The sequence below is a fragment of the Arthrobacter sp. NamB2 genome, assembly GCF_005281365.1.
GTDB lineage: Bacteria > Actinomycetota > Actinomycetes > Actinomycetales > Micrococcaceae > Arthrobacter_D.
On the sequence record NZ_SZWI01000001.1, the window covers coordinates 261,418 to 277,065 of the forward strand.

The 15,648-nt window shown below is 68.2% G+C and carries 16 protein-coding genes; 12 read left to right on the forward strand and 4 right to left on the reverse strand.

All coding sequences use genetic code 11. The features are described from left to right. Positions 1 to 2: 2 nt before the first annotated feature. The gene (locus FDK12_RS01245) at positions 3 to 1,286 is read left to right on the forward strand and encodes a phosphotransferase family protein (protein ID WP_137367865.1); all 1,284 of its coding nucleotides are present in this window, start codon (positions 3 to 5) and stop codon (positions 1,284 to 1,286) included. Between the two features lie 42 nt (positions 1,287 to 1,328). Here the strand turns inward: FDK12_RS01245 and FDK12_RS01250 are convergent, their stop codons facing one another. Together FDK12_RS01250 and FDK12_RS01255 are read right to left on the reverse strand one after the other, a co-directional pair. Further along, on the reverse strand, positions 1,329 to 2,201 hold the full coding sequence (locus tag FDK12_RS01250; RefSeq protein ID WP_137367866.1) for a metal-dependent hydrolase: 873 nt from the start codon (positions 2,199 to 2,201) through the stop codon (positions 1,329 to 1,331). A gap of 34 nt (positions 2,202 to 2,235) precedes the next feature. Further along, positions 2,236 to 2,718: an Lrp/AsnC family transcriptional regulator gene (locus FDK12_RS01255; protein WP_223263010.1), complete on the reverse strand. Its 483-nt coding sequence runs from the start codon at positions 2,716 to 2,718 to the stop codon at positions 2,236 to 2,238. A 168-nt stretch (positions 2,719 to 2,886) separates the two neighbouring features. Here FDK12_RS01255 and FDK12_RS01260 point away from each other — a divergent pair, with 168 nt between their 5' ends. The 9 genes from FDK12_RS01260 to FDK12_RS01300 all read left to right on the forward strand — a co-directional run bounded on the left by FDK12_RS01260 (position 2,887) and on the right by FDK12_RS01300 (position 11,720). Then, entirely contained in the window at positions 2,887 to 4,128 is a 1,242-nt protein-coding gene (locus FDK12_RS01260; protein ID WP_137367868.1) for an MFS transporter, read from the forward strand. 114 nt (positions 4,129 to 4,242) lie between these two features. Continuing rightward, entirely contained in the window at positions 4,243 to 5,229 is a 987-nt protein-coding gene (locus tag FDK12_RS01265; protein WP_137367869.1) for an N-acetylglucosamine kinase, read from the forward strand. Positions 5,230 to 5,517: 288 nt separating this feature from the next. Beyond that, complete coding sequence (locus FDK12_RS01270; RefSeq protein WP_137368241.1) at positions 5,518 to 6,636, forward strand: ABC transporter ATP-binding protein; 1,119 nt, start codon at positions 5,518 to 5,520, stop codon at positions 6,634 to 6,636. Between the two features lie 2 nt (positions 6,637 to 6,638). Further along, on the forward strand, positions 6,639 to 7,334 hold the full coding sequence (locus FDK12_RS01275; protein ID WP_137367870.1) for an ABC transporter permease: 696 nt from the start codon (positions 6,639 to 6,641) through the stop codon (positions 7,332 to 7,334). Further along, positions 7,334 to 8,080: an ABC transporter permease gene (locus FDK12_RS01280; RefSeq protein ID WP_223263011.1), complete on the forward strand. Its 747-nt coding sequence runs from the start codon at positions 7,334 to 7,336 to the stop codon at positions 8,078 to 8,080. The genes FDK12_RS01275 and FDK12_RS01280 overlap by 1 nt, the downstream gene beginning before the upstream one ends. Then, positions 8,077 to 9,045 (forward strand): ABC transporter substrate-binding protein, encoded by a 969-nt coding sequence (locus FDK12_RS01285; RefSeq protein WP_137367871.1) that lies wholly within the window; start codon positions 8,077 to 8,079, stop codon positions 9,043 to 9,045. The genes FDK12_RS01280 and FDK12_RS01285 overlap by 4 nt, the downstream gene beginning before the upstream one ends. Before the next feature lie 92 nt (positions 9,046 to 9,137). Further along, the gene (locus FDK12_RS01290; RefSeq protein ID WP_137367872.1) at positions 9,138 to 10,355 is read left to right on the forward strand and encodes a pyridoxal phosphate-dependent aminotransferase; all 1,218 of its coding nucleotides are present in this window, start codon (positions 9,138 to 9,140) and stop codon (positions 10,353 to 10,355) included. 44 nt (positions 10,356 to 10,399) lie between these two features. Further along, positions 10,400 to 11,254, forward strand: coding sequence for a PPK2 family polyphosphate kinase (locus FDK12_RS01295; protein ID WP_411266140.1), 855 nt, complete (start codon positions 10,400 to 10,402; stop codon positions 11,252 to 11,254). A gap of 91 nt (positions 11,255 to 11,345) precedes the next feature. Continuing rightward, the gene (locus tag FDK12_RS01300) at positions 11,346 to 11,720 is read left to right on the forward strand and encodes a VOC family protein (protein WP_137367873.1); all 375 of its coding nucleotides are present in this window, start codon (positions 11,346 to 11,348) and stop codon (positions 11,718 to 11,720) included. Positions 11,721 to 11,759: 39 nt separating this feature from the next. Here the strand turns inward: FDK12_RS01300 and FDK12_RS01305 are convergent, their stop codons facing one another. Beyond that, positions 11,760 to 11,996, reverse strand: coding sequence for an exodeoxyribonuclease VII small subunit (locus tag FDK12_RS01305; protein WP_137368244.1), 237 nt, complete (start codon positions 11,994 to 11,996; stop codon positions 11,760 to 11,762). Between the two features lie 144 nt (positions 11,997 to 12,140). Beyond that, positions 12,141 to 13,436 (reverse strand): exodeoxyribonuclease VII large subunit, encoded by a 1,296-nt coding sequence (gene xseA / locus FDK12_RS01310; RefSeq protein ID WP_223263012.1) that lies wholly within the window; start codon positions 13,434 to 13,436, stop codon positions 12,141 to 12,143. A gap of 199 nt (positions 13,437 to 13,635) precedes the next feature. Between xseA and FDK12_RS01315 the strand changes: the two genes are divergently transcribed. Then, the gene (locus FDK12_RS01315) at positions 13,636 to 14,478 is read left to right on the forward strand and encodes a hypothetical protein (protein WP_137367874.1); all 843 of its coding nucleotides are present in this window, start codon (positions 13,636 to 13,638) and stop codon (positions 14,476 to 14,478) included. Positions 14,479 to 14,539: 61 nt separating this feature from the next. Next, a complete protein-coding gene (locus FDK12_RS01320) occupies positions 14,540 to 15,637 on the forward strand; it encodes a 4-hydroxy-3-methylbut-2-enyl diphosphate reductase (RefSeq protein WP_137367875.1) in 1,098 nt (365 codons plus the stop codon). Positions 15,638 to 15,648: the final 11 nt, after the last annotated feature.

Here is a 15,648-nt window from a genome sequence, read left to right on the forward strand (position 1 = left end):
GCATGAGGTCCAGGGAAGCGCGCATCATCCGCGAGCAGGAGGCCATCGCCTATCTGGAGTCGGATGCGCCCGGCGAGCTCCTGCGGAAGGTGCTCGCCCCGGACGGCTGGGACCTCGTGTCCTGGCAGCTCGGACCGGTGCATCACCGGCCCGGCGCCGGGGTAACGGGAGTCTTCTCGATAGTTGTGCAGCCCGCTCCCGGGGGACGGCGTCGCAGCGCCTCTCCTTGCGTACCGACCCACGCCTGCATCACCTCGAGCGCACGTCCGGGATCGAGCGGCCGCACCGTACTTGCTCATCGTCAGGGCACCCAGGAATTCTTCGTCTGGGTGCATCCCGCCGATCCACTGCTGCCCGGGCTTCCCCTGGCACTGGATCCGGCGGGCATGACCCGGTGGGCGTTCGGTCCGCAGCATCATCCCGCGGACACCGTCGTCGAGCTCAGGAGCTACCGGCCGCTCAGGCGAGCAGTCGTCATGGCGCGGAACCGCGACGACGCCCGCTACCTCAAGGTGCTGCGCCGGAACGCGGCCGTGCAGTTGGCGGAGCGGCACAGGATGCTCCAGTCCGCGGGCGTTCCGGCGCCGGTGCTCGCAGGCGAACCGGTGCAGGACGTCGTCGCGATGCACGCGGCCCCCGGGACGCCGCTCGCCGAGCTGCTCATGCGCGACGGTGCCGCCGACGTCGATCCCGAGGCGCTCGTACAGCTCCTCAGGTCGCTCCCGCCCGCCGTCCTCACGCTGCCGGTTCGTCCGCCATGGGCCGCCCGCGTGCGCGACTACGGCGAAGGCGCGGTGGCCGTCCTCCCGGCCGAGGCGGAGCGCATCCGTCGGCTCGCGCAGGGGATCGACGACGCCGTCCGTGCCAGTGAGAGCGGCCCCCTGGTCCCTACGCACGGCGACTTCTACGAGGGCAACCTCCTCATCACGGACGGCGCCGTCTCGGGTGTCCTCGATGTCGACGCGCTCGGGCCGGGCCGCCTCGTCGACGACCTCGCCTGCTTCCTCGGCCACGTCGCCGTCCTACCCGGCCTGCACCACGGTTACGTCCACGTGCCCCAGGCCCTGGTGCGCTTCATGCGGGCCTTCGACCGGCACGTGGACCCCGCCGCACTGCGCAGTCGCGCCGCCGCCGTGAGCCTCACCCTCGTCGCCGGAGCCCGGAGCCGCCCCGGGGACGAGGGGGAGATGACGGAGGCGCTGTCCCGACTGGAGGTGGCGGAGCAGTTCCTTGCGGAGGCGCGGGCGCTGCGTGCCGGTCGGTCGGGCAGGGCCGGCGAGCGCTGATACCGGCGCCCCCATGCCGGCCCGAGGGCTCGAAGGCAGGCCTCACGCCGCAGCAGGCACCTCCACGCGCGTCTCCATCCGCAGGACCGGTGTCCCGTCGACGTCGGCCAGGTCCAGGTGGACGGACATCGCGACGCCCGCCAGCGACGCCAGGTGCGTCCCGCCACAGGGGATCTCGGCCTGCTCGCCGGGGAGGTCGCAGATCCACCGCCGCCGATCGGTGAGGCCCGGCCCCTCCGCGCCGATGGCTATCGGTGCGCCCGTCGCCGTCCAGGCGGCGAGCGTGGCGTTGACGATGGAGGCTGTGGCGTCGATGTCGAGGCCCTCCGTGCCGAAGCCCTTGCGGCGCAGGGACTTCCCCAGGCGGTACCGGTCGACCGAGCCGAACTCGCCGATGACGGTGGTGTCGATCGCGAGGGCGTCGAAGTTCGGGGCGCCAAGGGCATCGGGTGCCACGTCCTTCTTCCAGCGCCCGGCGAGCGCGCGGTTCAGGGCCAGCGAGGCGAGATGGCACCCCGTGTGCCCCGCGGACAGCGCGGCCCGGTGTGCCGCGTCCACACGTACGACGACGGCGTCGCCTTCCGCGGGCCCGTCGCCGTCGAGGAGGTGCACGACGACGAACGCCCATCCCTCGGTGCCCTTGCGCACGGGCGCCTCCCCGCCCAGGTACAGCGTGGTCCCCTCGGTGGCTCCGACCACGCAATCGACCACGGGCCAGCTGCTCCCGTCGACAACCAGCTCGCCGCGGTCCGGTCCCTGGTCGGGCCAGGCGTGGTCCACAGGGTGGAACGCGGTGGTGTCGAGCAGGACCGCACGTCGACCGTCGTCGCGCATCTCGACGTGGATCACGCGCGAGGCCGATCCGACGGCCCCCTGGGGATAGGTGACGAGGGTGTCGGACGTCGGTAGAACCATGGGTGCTCCTTGTGGTCGGGCGTGCTGGGGCGGGTCAGGCGTCGGCCGGCAGCTGCGCCAGGCGTTCCAGGAGGGGTTCTGTGCGGTAGGGGATGTGCTCGTGCAGGGCGAGCACCGTCTCGGTGCGGATGACCCCCTTGATCTTGAGCACGGAGCGCAGTGCGACCTGCAGGTTGTGCGTGTCCGTCGCGGCGACGCGGCACCACACGTCACCGCGTCCGGAGATCTCGTGGACCTCCAACACCTGGGTGAGGGTGCGCAGCCCGGCGATGACGCCGTCGAGTTCGCGGTGCGACACCTCGATGGTGATGAAGGCGATGACGTCGTAGCCCAGGGTCTCGAGGTCGATCTCGCGTCCGCTCCTGCGGAGCGTCCCCGCCCGGAGCAGCCTGCGAATCCTGCTCTGCGCCGTATTGCGGGCCACGCCGAGGAGTTCGCTGAGCTCACTGACCTGGGCCCTGGGATCCCGTACGAGCTCGAGCAGCAGGCGCATGTCGAGGTTGTCCAACTTGCTCACGGAGCTCACTTCCGGTCAATCGGCGCTGCCTGTATTGCGCATGCTGCGCAAAATGATCGTCCAGTGCTGCTGGACGACGGCACTCGACCTCATCCTATAGATGTCCGGGCGGAAGAGCGCGCGGAAGGGCCATAGTCTGGGCGCGTGCGAGCGAGGAGAAGCGGTGGGATGAGCGTCATCAACGAGCTCCGGATGAAACCGGCCTCCGCTGAACGCCGCAGCTGGGACGCGTCCCTGGCGGTGCGGCTCGCGCTCGCGGTGACGGTGATCTCGACGCTCCTGATCGGGGCCAACCTCGCGACGCCCATCTACCCGCTCATTCAGGCGGAACTGGGGCTGACATCGTTCGCCGTCACGGTCGCGTTCGCCTCCTACGTCGTGGCGCTGATCGTCGGGCTCGTCCTGGCTGGGCACTGGTCGGACTACATCGGGCGGCGCGCCGCGCTGGTCCTCGCCGTCGTTCTCGGACTGCTCGGCGCCGCCCTGTTCGGGTTCGCGACCTCATTGCCGATGCTGGCCGCCGGGCGGGTCCTGCAGGGTGCTGCCGTCGCCCTGGCCACCGGCGCGAGCTCTGCCGCGCTCCGGGACCTCCTTCCGACCCGGCCGGACTGGGCATCCCGCTTCACGCTGATGGCCTCCGCCGGGGGAGTGGCCGCAGGGCCGGTGATCGGCGGGCTCCTCTCGCTCCTGCCCACTCCCACGAGGACGCCCTTCCTCGTCTACCTGGTGGTGCTCGCGAGTCTTCTGATGCCTCTCGTGCTGCTCCGTGCGCGGCCGGCGATCAAACCCGCGGCCCTGGACAATCCGTTGTCGGCACTGCGACCCAGACGTCCTGCGGTATCACCGGACGCGCGACGGTCCTTCTGGACGGCGTCGTCCGTCGGCTTCCTCAGTTTCGCGGTCTTCGGCTTCACGCTGAGCCTTGCTCCGACCTGGTTCGCGGGGATGGCCGGTACGTCGTCGCGACCGCTCATCGGCCTCCTCGCGGCCCTCGTGCTCGGCTCGTCCGCCGTCAGCCAGCTGCTGTCACCCCGCGGACGGTTCGTGGTGCCGCTGGGCCTCGCGGGCATGGCCGTGGGGGTGGGCATCCTGCCGGTCGCCGAGGGTACAGGCAGCATTTCCCTGCTCGTCGGGGCGTGCGTCGTTGCCGGTTTCGGGCAGGGCATGGCCTTCCGGGTGGTCTTCAACGAGGTGTCCGTGAAGGTCGACCCGGCCCTGCATGCCCAGACCGTCAGTGCCGTGTACGTCATCACCTACCTCGGCAGCGCCATCCCCGTGCTGGGCCTCGGCGCCGCCGCCGGGGCGTGGGGGCTGAACGAGTCCGTCACGGTGTTCGCGGCGGCTGTCTCCGCCGTATGCGCGGTGCTCGCCATCGCTTCCCTGATCGTCCGCAGCCGAGCCGCCCGGTAAGTGGCCGCCCGATAGGTGGGTCGCCCAGTAGGTGGGCCGCCCGGTAGGTGGGCCGCCCGGTTCGATCCCCCGGGGTTCGACCCGGACGGGGTCCGCTGTTTGTAGGCTGTAGGCATGTCGAACACGCCCGCGCACGAGTCCCTCCCGACCATCCGAGCCGACAGGAACGGGAAGGACGGAGCGCTCGGAGGAGTCGGAGGCAACGGTGACGGACCGGTCGTCGTCGGGCTCGACATCGGCGGTTCCAAGACGCACGGTGCGCTGTGGGTCGGCGGCACGCTCGTCCGGGAGGCGCGCGCGGGGAGTGCGAACGTGCAGAACGTCACTCCCGCGGAAGCCACCGGTAACCTGCGGGCATTGTTCGAGGAACTCCTGGCACCCACGCAGGCACATGATGTCGGCCTCGTCGTCGCTGGATCCGGGGGAGTGGACACGGCAGCCGATGCCGAACGCCTCCGGGGCCTGATCGCCCCGAACACGCCGAACGCCGCCATCGACGTCGTCCATGACACACGGCTCATCCTCGCGGCGGGCGGTGCACGAACCGGGATCGCGGTCATCGCCGGAACCGGGTCGGTGGCCTGGGGCGTGGGGGACGACGGCAGGGAAGCCAGGTCGGGCGGCTGGGGCTACCTCCTCGGGGACGAGGGCAGCGGCTACTGGGTGGCGCGTGAAGCAGTCCGCCGTGCGCTGCATCGCCACGACCTCGGGATGCGTCCGGATACGCTCGACACGGCCGTCCTGGCGCTCAACGGAGTGGGTGCCGTGCCGGAACTGATCGGACTCTTCCACTCAGGAGCGGGGCGCACGTACTGGGCAGCACAGTCCCGGGCGGTGTTCGACGCCGCACGGGACGGACACGAGGACGCCGCAGCGATCGTGGACCGAGCGGCAGCAGACCTCACGCGCCTCGTGCTCGATGTCGCGACGGTGATCGGAGTACCTGGTCCGATCGTTTTGGGCGGAGGGCTCGCGATGCACCAGCCCGATCTGCAGGCCCGCCTCCGGGCCCGCCTCGCCGCCGAGGGAGTGACCGCGGTCGTCTTCCTCACCGAGGATCCGGTCATGGGGGCGAAGTTCCTGGCCGGAGGGCGGGCGTAGCCGGGCCGGGACCGTTTCCGAGCCGGGCACAAGGTCCACCCGGGGGCGGGTGTCGCAGTGTGACGCAGCCGCGACCCATATGAGGCCTTGTCTGCTCCGAAGTCATGGTTAGACTCAGAACCTCCGACAGCTTGAACTGACCGCTGAGCGCCCCGCTCATCGACCACTCGGACGGCAAGCCGGAACCGCATCATGTGCGGCCCGCGGGTGTAGCCCGGCCGAGAAGCTCCTGCCACGAAAGGCACAGCTGCCATGACTTCCACCGAGCAGGCGTCCAGCCGGCATCCCATGATCGAGTTCCGCCACGTCACGAAGACGTACGACGGCGGGCGCCCCGCCGTGAGCGACCTCACCATGGCCATCGACAGGGGGAGGATCACGGTCCTGGTAGGACCCTCGGGCTGCGGCAAGACGACGTCCATGCGCATGATCAACCGGATGGTGGAACCGACGTCGGGTCAGGTGTTTCTCGATGGGCAGGACGTCTCGCAGCAGAATGCCGCGGAGTTGCGGCGCTCGATGGGCTACGTCATGCAGGCCTCGGGCCTCCTGCCCCACAGGACCGTGCTGGACAACATAGCGACCGTGCCCCGGCTCAACGGGGTCGGCAAGGCAGACGCCCGCAAACGGGCGCAGGAATTGCTCGACGTCGTCGGCCTCGCGTCGGACCTCGGCCGACGCTACCCCGGCCAGCTGTCCGGCGGCCAGCAGCAGCGGGTGGGTGTAGCACGCGCCCTCGCAGCGGATCCGCCGGTGCTGCTCATGGACGAGCCCTTCAGCGCAGTGGACCCGGTGGTGCGCGCCGAACTGCAGGAGGAACTGCTGCGCCTGCAGCGCGACCTCGCCAAGACGATCGTCTTTGTCACGCACGACATCGACGAGGCGACGATCCTGGGTGACAAGGTGGCCGTCCTCGCCGTCGGGGGGCGGCTCGCCCAGTACGCCACTCCCGAGGAGATCCTGCGCGCGCCGGTGGACGACTTCGTGGCGTCCTTCGTGGGAAGGGATCGCGGATTTCGCCACCTGTCCTTCCAGCCGGGGGACCAGGTCGTGATCCACCCGATCGAGACCATCGAGGTGGAGCGGCTCGGGGATCCGACGGTCTCCGTGCGGTCGCCCTGGTCGCTGCTCGTCGACGCGGACGGTCGTCCCCACGGCTGGATCCCGCGGGCTAGACGTGGCAGCATCACGCAGCAGGCCGAGGCCGTTCCCGGAGGTTCCCTGTACACGCGCGGCGACACCCTGCGCCGCGCGCTGGATGCCGCGCTGTCCTCGCCGTCGGGCCTGGGTGTGACGGTCGACGCCGACGGGCGCGCCCTCGGGGTGGTGAGGGCCGCGGAGGTCTTCGAGCTCATCGAGGCTGCCAGGCTCGACCGCGGGCGCGCCGACCACAACACGGCGGTCTGAGCGTGGACTGGTTCCTCGGCAACCTCGACTACATCTGGCTCCACGCGCGCCTGCACCTGTTCCAGGCGATCGTGCCGCTGCTGCTGGGGGTCCTCGTCGCCGTGCCGATGGCGCAGGTCGCCCGGCTCAACCGCGCCGTCGGATCGGTCCTGCTGACCGGCTCCTCCATCCTGTACACGATCCCGTCGCTCGCGATGTTCGTGTTCCTCCCCGTGGTCCTCGGTACGAAGGTGATCGACCCGATCAACGTGATCGTGGCGCTGTCCATCTACGCCTTCTCCCTGCTCGTCCGCTCAACGCTGGATGCCCTCAACTCGATCGACGACGGCGTCCGGCAGGCCGCGGTCGCCATGGGCTACAAGCCCGTGCGCAGGTTCCTGACCGTCGACCTCCCCCTCTCGCTGCCCGTGCTGTTCGCCGGACTCCGCGTCGTCTCGGTCACGAACATCTCACTCGTGAGCGTCGGCGCGCTCATCGGGGTCCCGAGCCTGGGCACGCTGTTCACCGACGGGCTCTTCCGGTCGTTCCCGACGGAGATCGCCGTCGGCATTGTGATCATCCTGCTGCTGGCTCTCGTCATGGACCTCGTGCTCGTGCTGGCCGAACGCCTGCTGACGCCGTGGACGCGCAGGACGGCCGCCGGCGCGAAACCGGCACCGGACACCGTGGCGCTCGAGGCGAGGGTGGCGGGAGCCTGATGGACTACTCGAGCAACAATCTCCTCATCCAGATGTGGGAGTGGCTGACTGCTTCCGAGAATTGGGCGGGGGCGCGCGGGATTCCCACGCGCGTCGTCGAGCACCTCGGCTACACCGGGCTGACCATGCTCATCGCGCTCGTCATCGCCGTACCGATCGGTCTCTACGTCGGCCACACGGGGCGGGGGCGCATCGTGATCGTGTCCGGCGTCGGCATACTGCGTGCCCTGCCGACCCTCGGCATGGTCTTCCTGTTCGTGCTCCTCGCGGGCCTCGGGCTCATGCCGCCCATCTGGGCGCTCGTCCTCCTGGCCGTCCCCCCGCTGCTGAGCGGCATCTACGCCGGCATCTCCTCGGTGGACCGTGCGGTGGTCGATGCCGCGCGCAGCATGGGCATGAGCGAGATGCAGATCCTCTTCCGGGTCGAGGTGCCCAATGGTCTGCAGGTCATCCTCGGGGGTGTACGCGCCGCCGTGCTGCAGGTCATCGCGACCGCGGCCGTCGTCGCCTTCATCAACCTCGGCGGCCTCGGGGTCTTCCTCGTCGAGGGAACACAGCTAGCGGACTACGGGCGCCTTTTCGGTGGCGCCGTGGTCATCACCGTCCTCGCGATCGCCGTCGATCTGCTCATGGGACTGCTGCAGAGAATCGCCATCTCGCCGGGGCTGCGCACGTCGGGCCCCGGGAAGGCACAAGGATCTGGCCGGCAGAAGGCCGTCGCCAGTGCACAAGGAGGAACAACATGAAGAACCTGTCAGCACGACGCGCCGGTCGGCGCGCTTTGATGGGACTGGCTGGCGGCCTGACGGCCGCGCTGGCGTTGACTGCCTGCGGTGCCAACAGCGACCCCCAGGGACAGTCGGAGGAGACCGCCACCCAGGCGAGCGGCTCCGTCGTCGTCGGTTCAGCTGACTTCGCGGAGAGCCAGATCATCGCCGAGATCTACGCCGGTGCGCTCAATGCAGCCGGTGTCGAGGCCACCACCAAGCTCAACATCGGCTCCCGCGAGATCTACTATTCCGCGGTCGAGGACGGGTCGATCGACATCATCCCGGACTACAGCGGCAACCTGCTGCTGTTCGCCGATCCCGATGCGACCGCCGAATCTGCCGAGGACATCGTCGCTGCGCTCCCCGAGGCATTGACCGCTAAGTCGCCCGACGTGAAGCTCGGCGTGCTCGAGCCCTCCAAGGCCGAGGACAAGGACGCGCTCGTGGTGACGGCGGCGACAGCAGAGAGGTACAACCTGAAGTCCATCGCCGATCTGGCAGAGGTCTGTGGCGAGATCACGATCGGCGCTCCCAGCACGTTCCAGGAGCGCGCCTACGGCCTGCCCGGTCTCAAGGCGAAGTACAACTGCGAGCCCGGCGGCTTCGAGGCCATCAACGACGGCGGTGGAGACATCACGCTGCAGGCACTGCTGAACGACGACGTGCAGGCAGCCGACATCTACACGACGACGCCGTCGATCGCCGACAACGACCTCGTGGTCCTCGAGGACCCGGAGAACAACTTCATCGCCCAGCAGGTGCTGCCGCTGATCAATACCGAGACGGTGAGCGAGGAGGCCCAGAAGGTCCTCAACGAGGTGTCGGCGCAGCTGACCACCGAGGACCTGCTGGCTCTGAACCGCGAGGTCAGTGGCGACGAGAAGCGGAACCCCGCCGACGCCGCCGCCGACTGGCTCGCCGAGAAGGGGCTTGCGGGCTAGTACCGCCGCACCGGAATCCGTGGGAAGGCCGGGGCCCGTTAAGCAGCATTTCGATGCCGCGTAACGGGCCCCTGCTGTGGCATCCTGATCCAATGGCCACCTACAAGCAGTCGGAAAAGCTCCGTAACGTCCTCTACGACATCAGGGGGCCGCTGCTCGAACACGCGATGACCATGGAGGCCCAGGGCCACCGCATCCTCAAGCTCAACATCGGCAACCCGGCCCCGTTCGGCTTCGAAGCACCGGACGCGATCCTGGTCGACATGATCCGCAACCTCCCGAGGTCGCAGGGCTACAGCGACTCCCGCGGTATCTTCTCCGCGCGTACCGCCGTCGTGCAGTACTACCAGAGCCGCGGCATCAACTCGATCGATGTCGACGACGTCTATCTCGGCAACGGCGTCAGCGAACTCATCACCCTCTCGATGCAGGCCCTCCTCAACGCGGGTGACGAGGTGCTGATCCCGACCCCCGACTATCCGCTGTGGACGGCGTCCGTGGCCCTTGCCAGCGGCACTCCCGTGCACTACCTGTGCGACGAGGACAACCACTGGTGGCCGGACCTCGAGGACATGGCGTCGAAGATCACGCCCAACACCAAGGGCATCGTCCTGATCAATCCGAACAACCCGACGGGCTCGGTGTACCCGAGGTCTATCCTCGAGGGCATCGTCAGGTTCGCGCGCGAGCACGGGCTCATCCTGTTCGCGGATGAGATCTACGAGAAGATCCTCTACGACGACGCCGTCCACATCAACGCGGCGTCGGTGGCGGGGGACGACGTCCTGTGCCTCACGTTCAGCGGGCTCTCGAAGGCATACCGCATCGCCGGATTCCGTAGCGGGTGGATGGCGATCTCGGGACCGAAGCGCGACGCCGCGAACTACATCGAGGGCATCAACCTCCTCGCGAACATGCGACTGTGCGCGAACGTGCCGGCCCAGCATGCCATCCAGACGGCCCTCGGCGGATACCAGAGCATCAACGACCTGATCCTGCCGGGCGGGCGCCTCAAGCAGCAGCGCGACAAGGCCGCCCAGATGCTCAATGCGATCGAGGGCGTGAGCTGCGAGGTGGCGCAGGGCGCCCTGTACCTCTTCCCGAAGCTCGACCCCGAGGTTTACCCCATCAAGGACGACGAAAAGTTCGCCCTCGACCTCCTGAAGCAGCAGAAGATCCTGATCTCGCACGGCAGCGCCTTCAACTGGATCGCCACCGATCACTTCCGCATGGTCACGCTGCCCAGCGTGGAGGTCATCGAGGACGCCATCGGCAGGCTCGCCGACTTCCTCTCGACCTACAAGCCCTGACCCAACGGGACGATCTCGACAGCACTTCGACAGCAGGAGGAATCATGGCAGCGCAGACCGACAGCACGGCCGAGATGCGGCGTCTTCTCCTGGCCGGGCCGGACTTCTCACTGGACGCCGTCGACCCTCGCTCCACCCCCGGGTTCGACGGCGGGAAGAAGGCGGGCACGGCCGCACTCGCGGCCGGCGCGAAGGCACTGTCGGGGCTCCAGGAGAAGCTGTTCGCCGAGAGCCGGGCCGGAAGCGAGATATCGGTCCTCCTCGTCCTGCAGGGCATGGACACGTCGGGCAAGGGCGGCATAGTCCGGCACGTGGTGGGACTGGTGGATCCGCAGGGTGTGCAGCACCACGCGTTCAAAGCGCCGACGGACGAGGAACGGAGCCATGACTTCCTCTGGCGTATTCGCAGGGAGCTTCCCGAGCCCGGCATGATCGGTGTGTTCGACCGTTCGCACTACGAGGATGTGCTGATCCACCGGGTCCGCGGACTGTCCGCACCCGAGGAGATCGAGCAACGGTACGGCGCGATCAGGTCCTTCGAGAACGAAGTGGTGGCATCGGGCACCCGCGTGCTCAAGGTCATGCTGCACATCAGCAAGGACGAGCAGAAAGCCAGGCTGGCGGAAAGGCTCGAGCGCCCGGACAAGTACTGGAAGTACAACCCGGGGGACGTCGACGAACGCGGCCACTGGGAGCAGTACCAGGAGGCGTACCAGCTCGCGGTCGAGCGGACGAGCACGCCCGACAACCCCTGGTACGTGGTGCCCGCGGATCGGAAGTGGTTCGCCCGGCTCGCCGTCCAGCACCTGCTCACCGCGACACTCGAGGACATGCAGCTGAGCTGGCCCCGCGCTACCTTCGACGTCGAGCTGGAGAAGCAGCGGCTCTCTGCGTCCTGACCATCCTGACTGTCGAGACGGTCAGGAACGAGGACCGAATCCGTCCGCGATACCTCCTAGGGTGGGGGCATCGGACACGACGGAGGTACACATGCACTGGAAGATCGAACTCATCGCACTACCCGTCAGCGACGTGGACAGGGCGATCGCTTTCTACCGAGACAGGGCGGGATTCACCCTGGATCACGACCACCGGGTCGAGGACGGGCTTCGCTTCGTCCAGTTCACCCCGCCCGGGTCCGCCTGCTCCATCGCATTTGGCGAGGGAATCAGCACCATGGCGCCCGGATCGCTGCACGGGATCCAGGTGGTCGTGGACGACGCCGCCCGGGCCCGCAAGGAGTTGCTGGACCGAGGAGTCGAGGCGAGTGAGGTGGACGTGCAGCCCTGGGGTAGTTTCGTCTACTTCGCCGACCCGGACGGAAACCAGTGGGCGTTGCAGGAGCTGCCTGTCCGCACGGACTGACCCGCGGGCCATGGCGCCGTGCTGCCCGCCGACAGGGCGCTACTGGCCCTCGGCCTTGTCCCGGGCAGCCGCGAGCCGCGCCTTCGCGCCCTCCAGCCATGCCTCGCAGCGATCTGCGAGGCTCTCGCCACGTTCCCATAGCGCCAGCGATTCCTCGAGGCTCACGCCACCTGCCTCGAGCCGAGACACGACGGCCACGAGTTCCTCGCGGGCCTGCTCGTAGGACAGTGCGGCGACGTCCGCCCGTCCCGGTTCCGGCTGGATGTTCTCGGTCATCTCGTTGTTCTCCGTCACTTCGTTGTCGTTATCTGCTGGTGGCCGAGGTGTTCCGGCCGGAATGGTTCGAGGTGTGACCGACGGTGCCGAACCTGCGGCCGGACACGCCCGGGATCGAGCTGGAACCCGGGGAACTCCGCCCCCTCATGGAAGGGGTTCGCCGTTTGACAGGCTCTGGGCGACTGCCCCGAACCGGCCGCCGGCTACGCGGATGCTCAGGGCTTCCCCGCCCTGTACCTCCTGCGGATTCGTCACGACATGACCGTCTCGTGTTTGGACCACGGCGTATCCGCGGTCCAGGGTCTTCTGGGGCGAGAGCGACCTGACACGCTCACGCAGGTGATGGATCGAATCCGCCTCGCGCTCCACGGCAGCGGTGGTGCACCGCAGCGCCCGCGACCTCAGGCGCTCGATGTCGGCCTCACGGACGTCGATCATCCCCTCGGGCTTGGACAGCGACGGCCTGGAACGGAGATTCGCGAGGCTCTCGGTCTCGCGGTGGACGAGCACGCGGATCGATCGCTCGAGGGCAGCACGAGCCTGGCCTATGCGAGCCAGCTCCTCGGACACATCGGGCACCACCCGCTTCGCTGCGTCCGTCGGGGTCGACGCGCGGAGGTCTGCCACTTCGTCCAGGAGCGGGCGGTCCGCCTCGTGCCCGATCGCGCTCACCACCGGAGTGATGGCCAGCGCAACCGCCCGGACCAGGGATTCGTCACTGAAGGGGAGGAGATCCTCGAGCGCCCCACCACCGCGCGCGATGATGATGACGTCGACGCGGGGATCTGCGTCCAGCGCCGCGAGCGCCGCGGTCACCTGGGCGACGCTGTTCACGCCCTGCACCGCGACCTCCCGTACCTCGAATTCGACGGCGGGCCACCGCAGGGCCGCGTTGCGCATCACGTCCTTCATCGCATCGGAATCGCGACCGGTGATCAGGCCGATCCGATGAGGGAGGAGGGGGAGCTGCTTCTTGCGGTTTGCGGCGAACAGCCCCTCCGCCGCCAGCGCCTGCCTGAGTCGCTCGATCCGCGCCAGGAGGTCCCCGATGCCCACAGGCCGGATGTCGATCGTCTGCATCGACAAGCGACCCGTCTTGACCCAGAAGTCCGGCTTCAGGCGGGCCACCACCCGCGACCCGCGGTCCAAGGGGGACGAGACCCGATCCATCACGGTTCCGTACACGGACAACGACAGAGAGACCTCCGAATCGACGTCCCGCAGGGTGATGTAGCACATGCTCGATCGACGGTTGAGTTCTATGACCTGTCCCTCCACCCATGCCGCAGGTGCACGATCGATGTGGGCCTTGAGCTTCTCGGACAGAAGATGCAGCGGCCACGGGGTTTCAGGAGACGTCTCGGCCGCCGTCGCCGGGACGGATGACCTCTGCTGCGGAATCTGGGCCATCGGCTGGGCGCGGCTTCCCTCGCTCGTCATTCCTGTCCTGTCCTTCGGGAGGCAACTGCCTCCGGTTCCGCACGTCGTTCGGGCATTGTCCATCTGTACCATCCCGGACCCACAGGCGCGGAGCCCAGCTTATGTCTGTGGAAGCCGCAGGGTGGTTCGCTGCCTGCTGGTTATGCCCGGCAACGCACTCCGGGCATAATCGTGCATCCGATCTCCATCAAAGGATTCCATGCGGACCCTCGTCTCTGCCCTCCTGGCACTCCTCGCCCTTGCCGTCGCTGCTGCCGGTCTCACGTCTGCTTGGATCGACGAGAACCTCGTGGAGGAGTCCGGGTTCGTGGCGCTTGCAGCACCGCTGGCTGACGATGCCGATTTCCAGGCGGCGCTCACCGACTCGCTGGCGCAGGAGGTCACGGCGACCACGGGGCTGCCGGAGCAGTTCGACTCCTTCGTCGAACCCTTGGTCCGGGACGCCGCGGGAGCAGTGACCGGCTCCTCCGGCTATCCGGCAGCATGGCGGGAGACACTGCGACTGTCCCATGCATTCACTTTCGCGCAGGCGCCCGAACCGTCCGAGCTGGCTCCGGCCATCCTGACCCTCGACGTCGGTCCGGTGGTGGGGCTCGTGGCGGAGAGCGTCAGCGAAAGCCTGGGGGTGGATGTGCCGGTGCCTGAGGACACCACGATCGACGTCGGATCCATCGAGCGTGGCGGGCTTCTGAGCGGTCTCGCCGATGGGGTGCAGAGCTGGCGGCTCTACCTCGCGGGAGCGGGAGTCCTGGCGCTACTCGCGCTCGTCATCGCACGGCGGAGGGGCACGACGCTCGCGCTGCTGGGTTTCGGCGTGGCCGGGCTCGGCGTGATCGGCCATTTCGCAGGAGAGTGGGTGCCGGGGATTGCGGCCCGGGCGCCGGGAACGAGTGCCATAGCCGACGTGTTCATCCGGGGACTTGCGGAACGAGCGGGATCGGACATCGCAGGCTCCAGCGTCCCTGTCATCGTCGCGGGATCGATCGCGGTCGTGATCGGCGTCGTCTTCCGGATCGGTTTCGAGCGTCGGCGTAGGGCCTAGCTCACAGCCGAGCAGCGCCGGAACACCCGGCCCGAACGTTGCGACCCGGTAGAATTGGGATATGACCAGTACCACCGTTCAGGTCCCCATGCCCACCATTCCGCGCAGGCGCCGCTCTCCCGAGGACGTGCTGGCAGCAGCGCCGGTCCTGGGTGAGAAAAAGGTACTGCTGGCTGCCCCCCGCGGATACTGTGCCGGCGTGGACCGCGCGGTCATCGCCGTCGAGAAGGCCCTGGAGCACTACGGCCCGCCGGTGTACGTGCGCAAGCAAATCGTGCACAACCTGCACGTCGTCTCTACGCTCGAGGCTAAGGGTGCCATCTTCGTCGAGGAAACCGACGAGGTTCCCGAGGGAGCGCTCGTGGTCTTCTCGGCGCACGGTGTCTCACCCGCCGTCGTGCAGTCCGCCGAGGACAGGGGGCTGCGCACGATCGACGCCACCTGCCCGCTCGTCACCAAGGTGCACAAGGAGGCGCAGCGGTTCGCCCGCGACGACTTCGACATCCTCCTGATCGGCCATGAAGGCCATGAGGAAGTAGAGGGCACCGCGGGAGAGGCCCCCGACCACATCCAGATCGTCAATGGTCCTGAGGACGTCGACAAGGTCCAGGTCCGCGATCCGGAGCGGCTCATCTGGCTGTCGCAGACCACGCTCAGCGTGGACGAGACAATGCTGACCGTGAACCTGCTCAAGGAACGCTTCCCGACACTGCAGGACCCACCCAGCGACGACATCTGCTACGCCACGTCGAACCGCCAGGCAGCAATCAAGAAGATTGCACCGCAGACCGACCTCGTCATCGTCGTGGGATCTGCGAACTCCTCGAATTCCGTGCGCCTCGTCGAGGTGGCGCTGGAGTACGGGGCGAAAGCAGCGCATCGCGTCGATTTCGCGAACGAGGTGAACGAAACCTGGTTCGAGGGCGTACGCACGGTCGGTATCTCCTCCGGAGCATCCGTACCCGAGAACCTCGTGCAGGACGTGCTCCGGCTGCTCGCCGAGTACGGCTATGGAGAGGTTGAGGAGATCGTGACGGCGCAGGAGGACATCATCTTCTCCCTGCCCAAGGAGATCCGCGCAGCGCTGAAGGCCATGGGCGATTCGTCGCAGGGCCGCGGCGGTCGCGGCCAGCGGCAGGACCGGACAACCCTGAACTGATCGTAGTGCTG

Coding starts and splice junctions, on each gene's coding strand:
- FDK12_RS01265 (WP_137367869.1), top strand. CDS start 4,243: ATGTCGAACACGCCCGCGCACGAGTCCCTCCCGACCATCCGAGCCGAC.
- xseA (WP_223263012.1), bottom strand. CDS start 13,436: ATGACGAGCGAGGGAAGCCGCGCCCAGCCGATGGCCCAGATTCCGCAG.
- FDK12_RS01305 (WP_137368244.1), bottom strand. CDS start 11,996: ATGACCGAGAACATCCAGCCGGAACCGGGACGGGCGGACGTCGCCGCA.
- FDK12_RS01315 (WP_137367874.1), top strand. CDS start 13,636: ATGCGGACCCTCGTCTCTGCCCTCCTGGCACTCCTCGCCCTTGCCGTC.
- FDK12_RS01295 (WP_411266140.1), top strand. CDS start 10,400: ATGGCAGCGCAGACCGACAGCACGGCCGAGATGCGGCGTCTTCTCCTG.
- FDK12_RS01245 (WP_137367865.1), top strand. CDS start 3: ATGAGGTCCAGGGAAGCGCGCATCATCCGCGAGCAGGAGGCCATCGCC.
- FDK12_RS01250 (WP_137367866.1), bottom strand. CDS start 2,201: ATGGTTCTACCGACGTCCGACACCCTCGTCACCTATCCCCAGGGGGCC.
- FDK12_RS01285 (WP_137367871.1), top strand. CDS start 8,077: ATGAAGAACCTGTCAGCACGACGCGCCGGTCGGCGCGCTTTGATGGGA.
- FDK12_RS01290 (WP_137367872.1), top strand. CDS start 9,138: ATGGCCACCTACAAGCAGTCGGAAAAGCTCCGTAACGTCCTCTACGAC.
- FDK12_RS01320 (WP_137367875.1), top strand. CDS start 14,540: ATGACCAGTACCACCGTTCAGGTCCCCATGCCCACCATTCCGCGCAGG.
- FDK12_RS01280 (WP_223263011.1), top strand. CDS start 7,334: ATGGACTACTCGAGCAACAATCTCCTCATCCAGATGTGGGAGTGGCTG.
- FDK12_RS01270 (WP_137368241.1), top strand. CDS start 5,518: ATGATCGAGTTCCGCCACGTCACGAAGACGTACGACGGCGGGCGCCCC.
- FDK12_RS01300 (WP_137367873.1), top strand. CDS start 11,346: ATGCACTGGAAGATCGAACTCATCGCACTACCCGTCAGCGACGTGGAC.
- FDK12_RS01260 (WP_137367868.1), top strand. CDS start 2,887: ATGAGCGTCATCAACGAGCTCCGGATGAAACCGGCCTCCGCTGAACGC.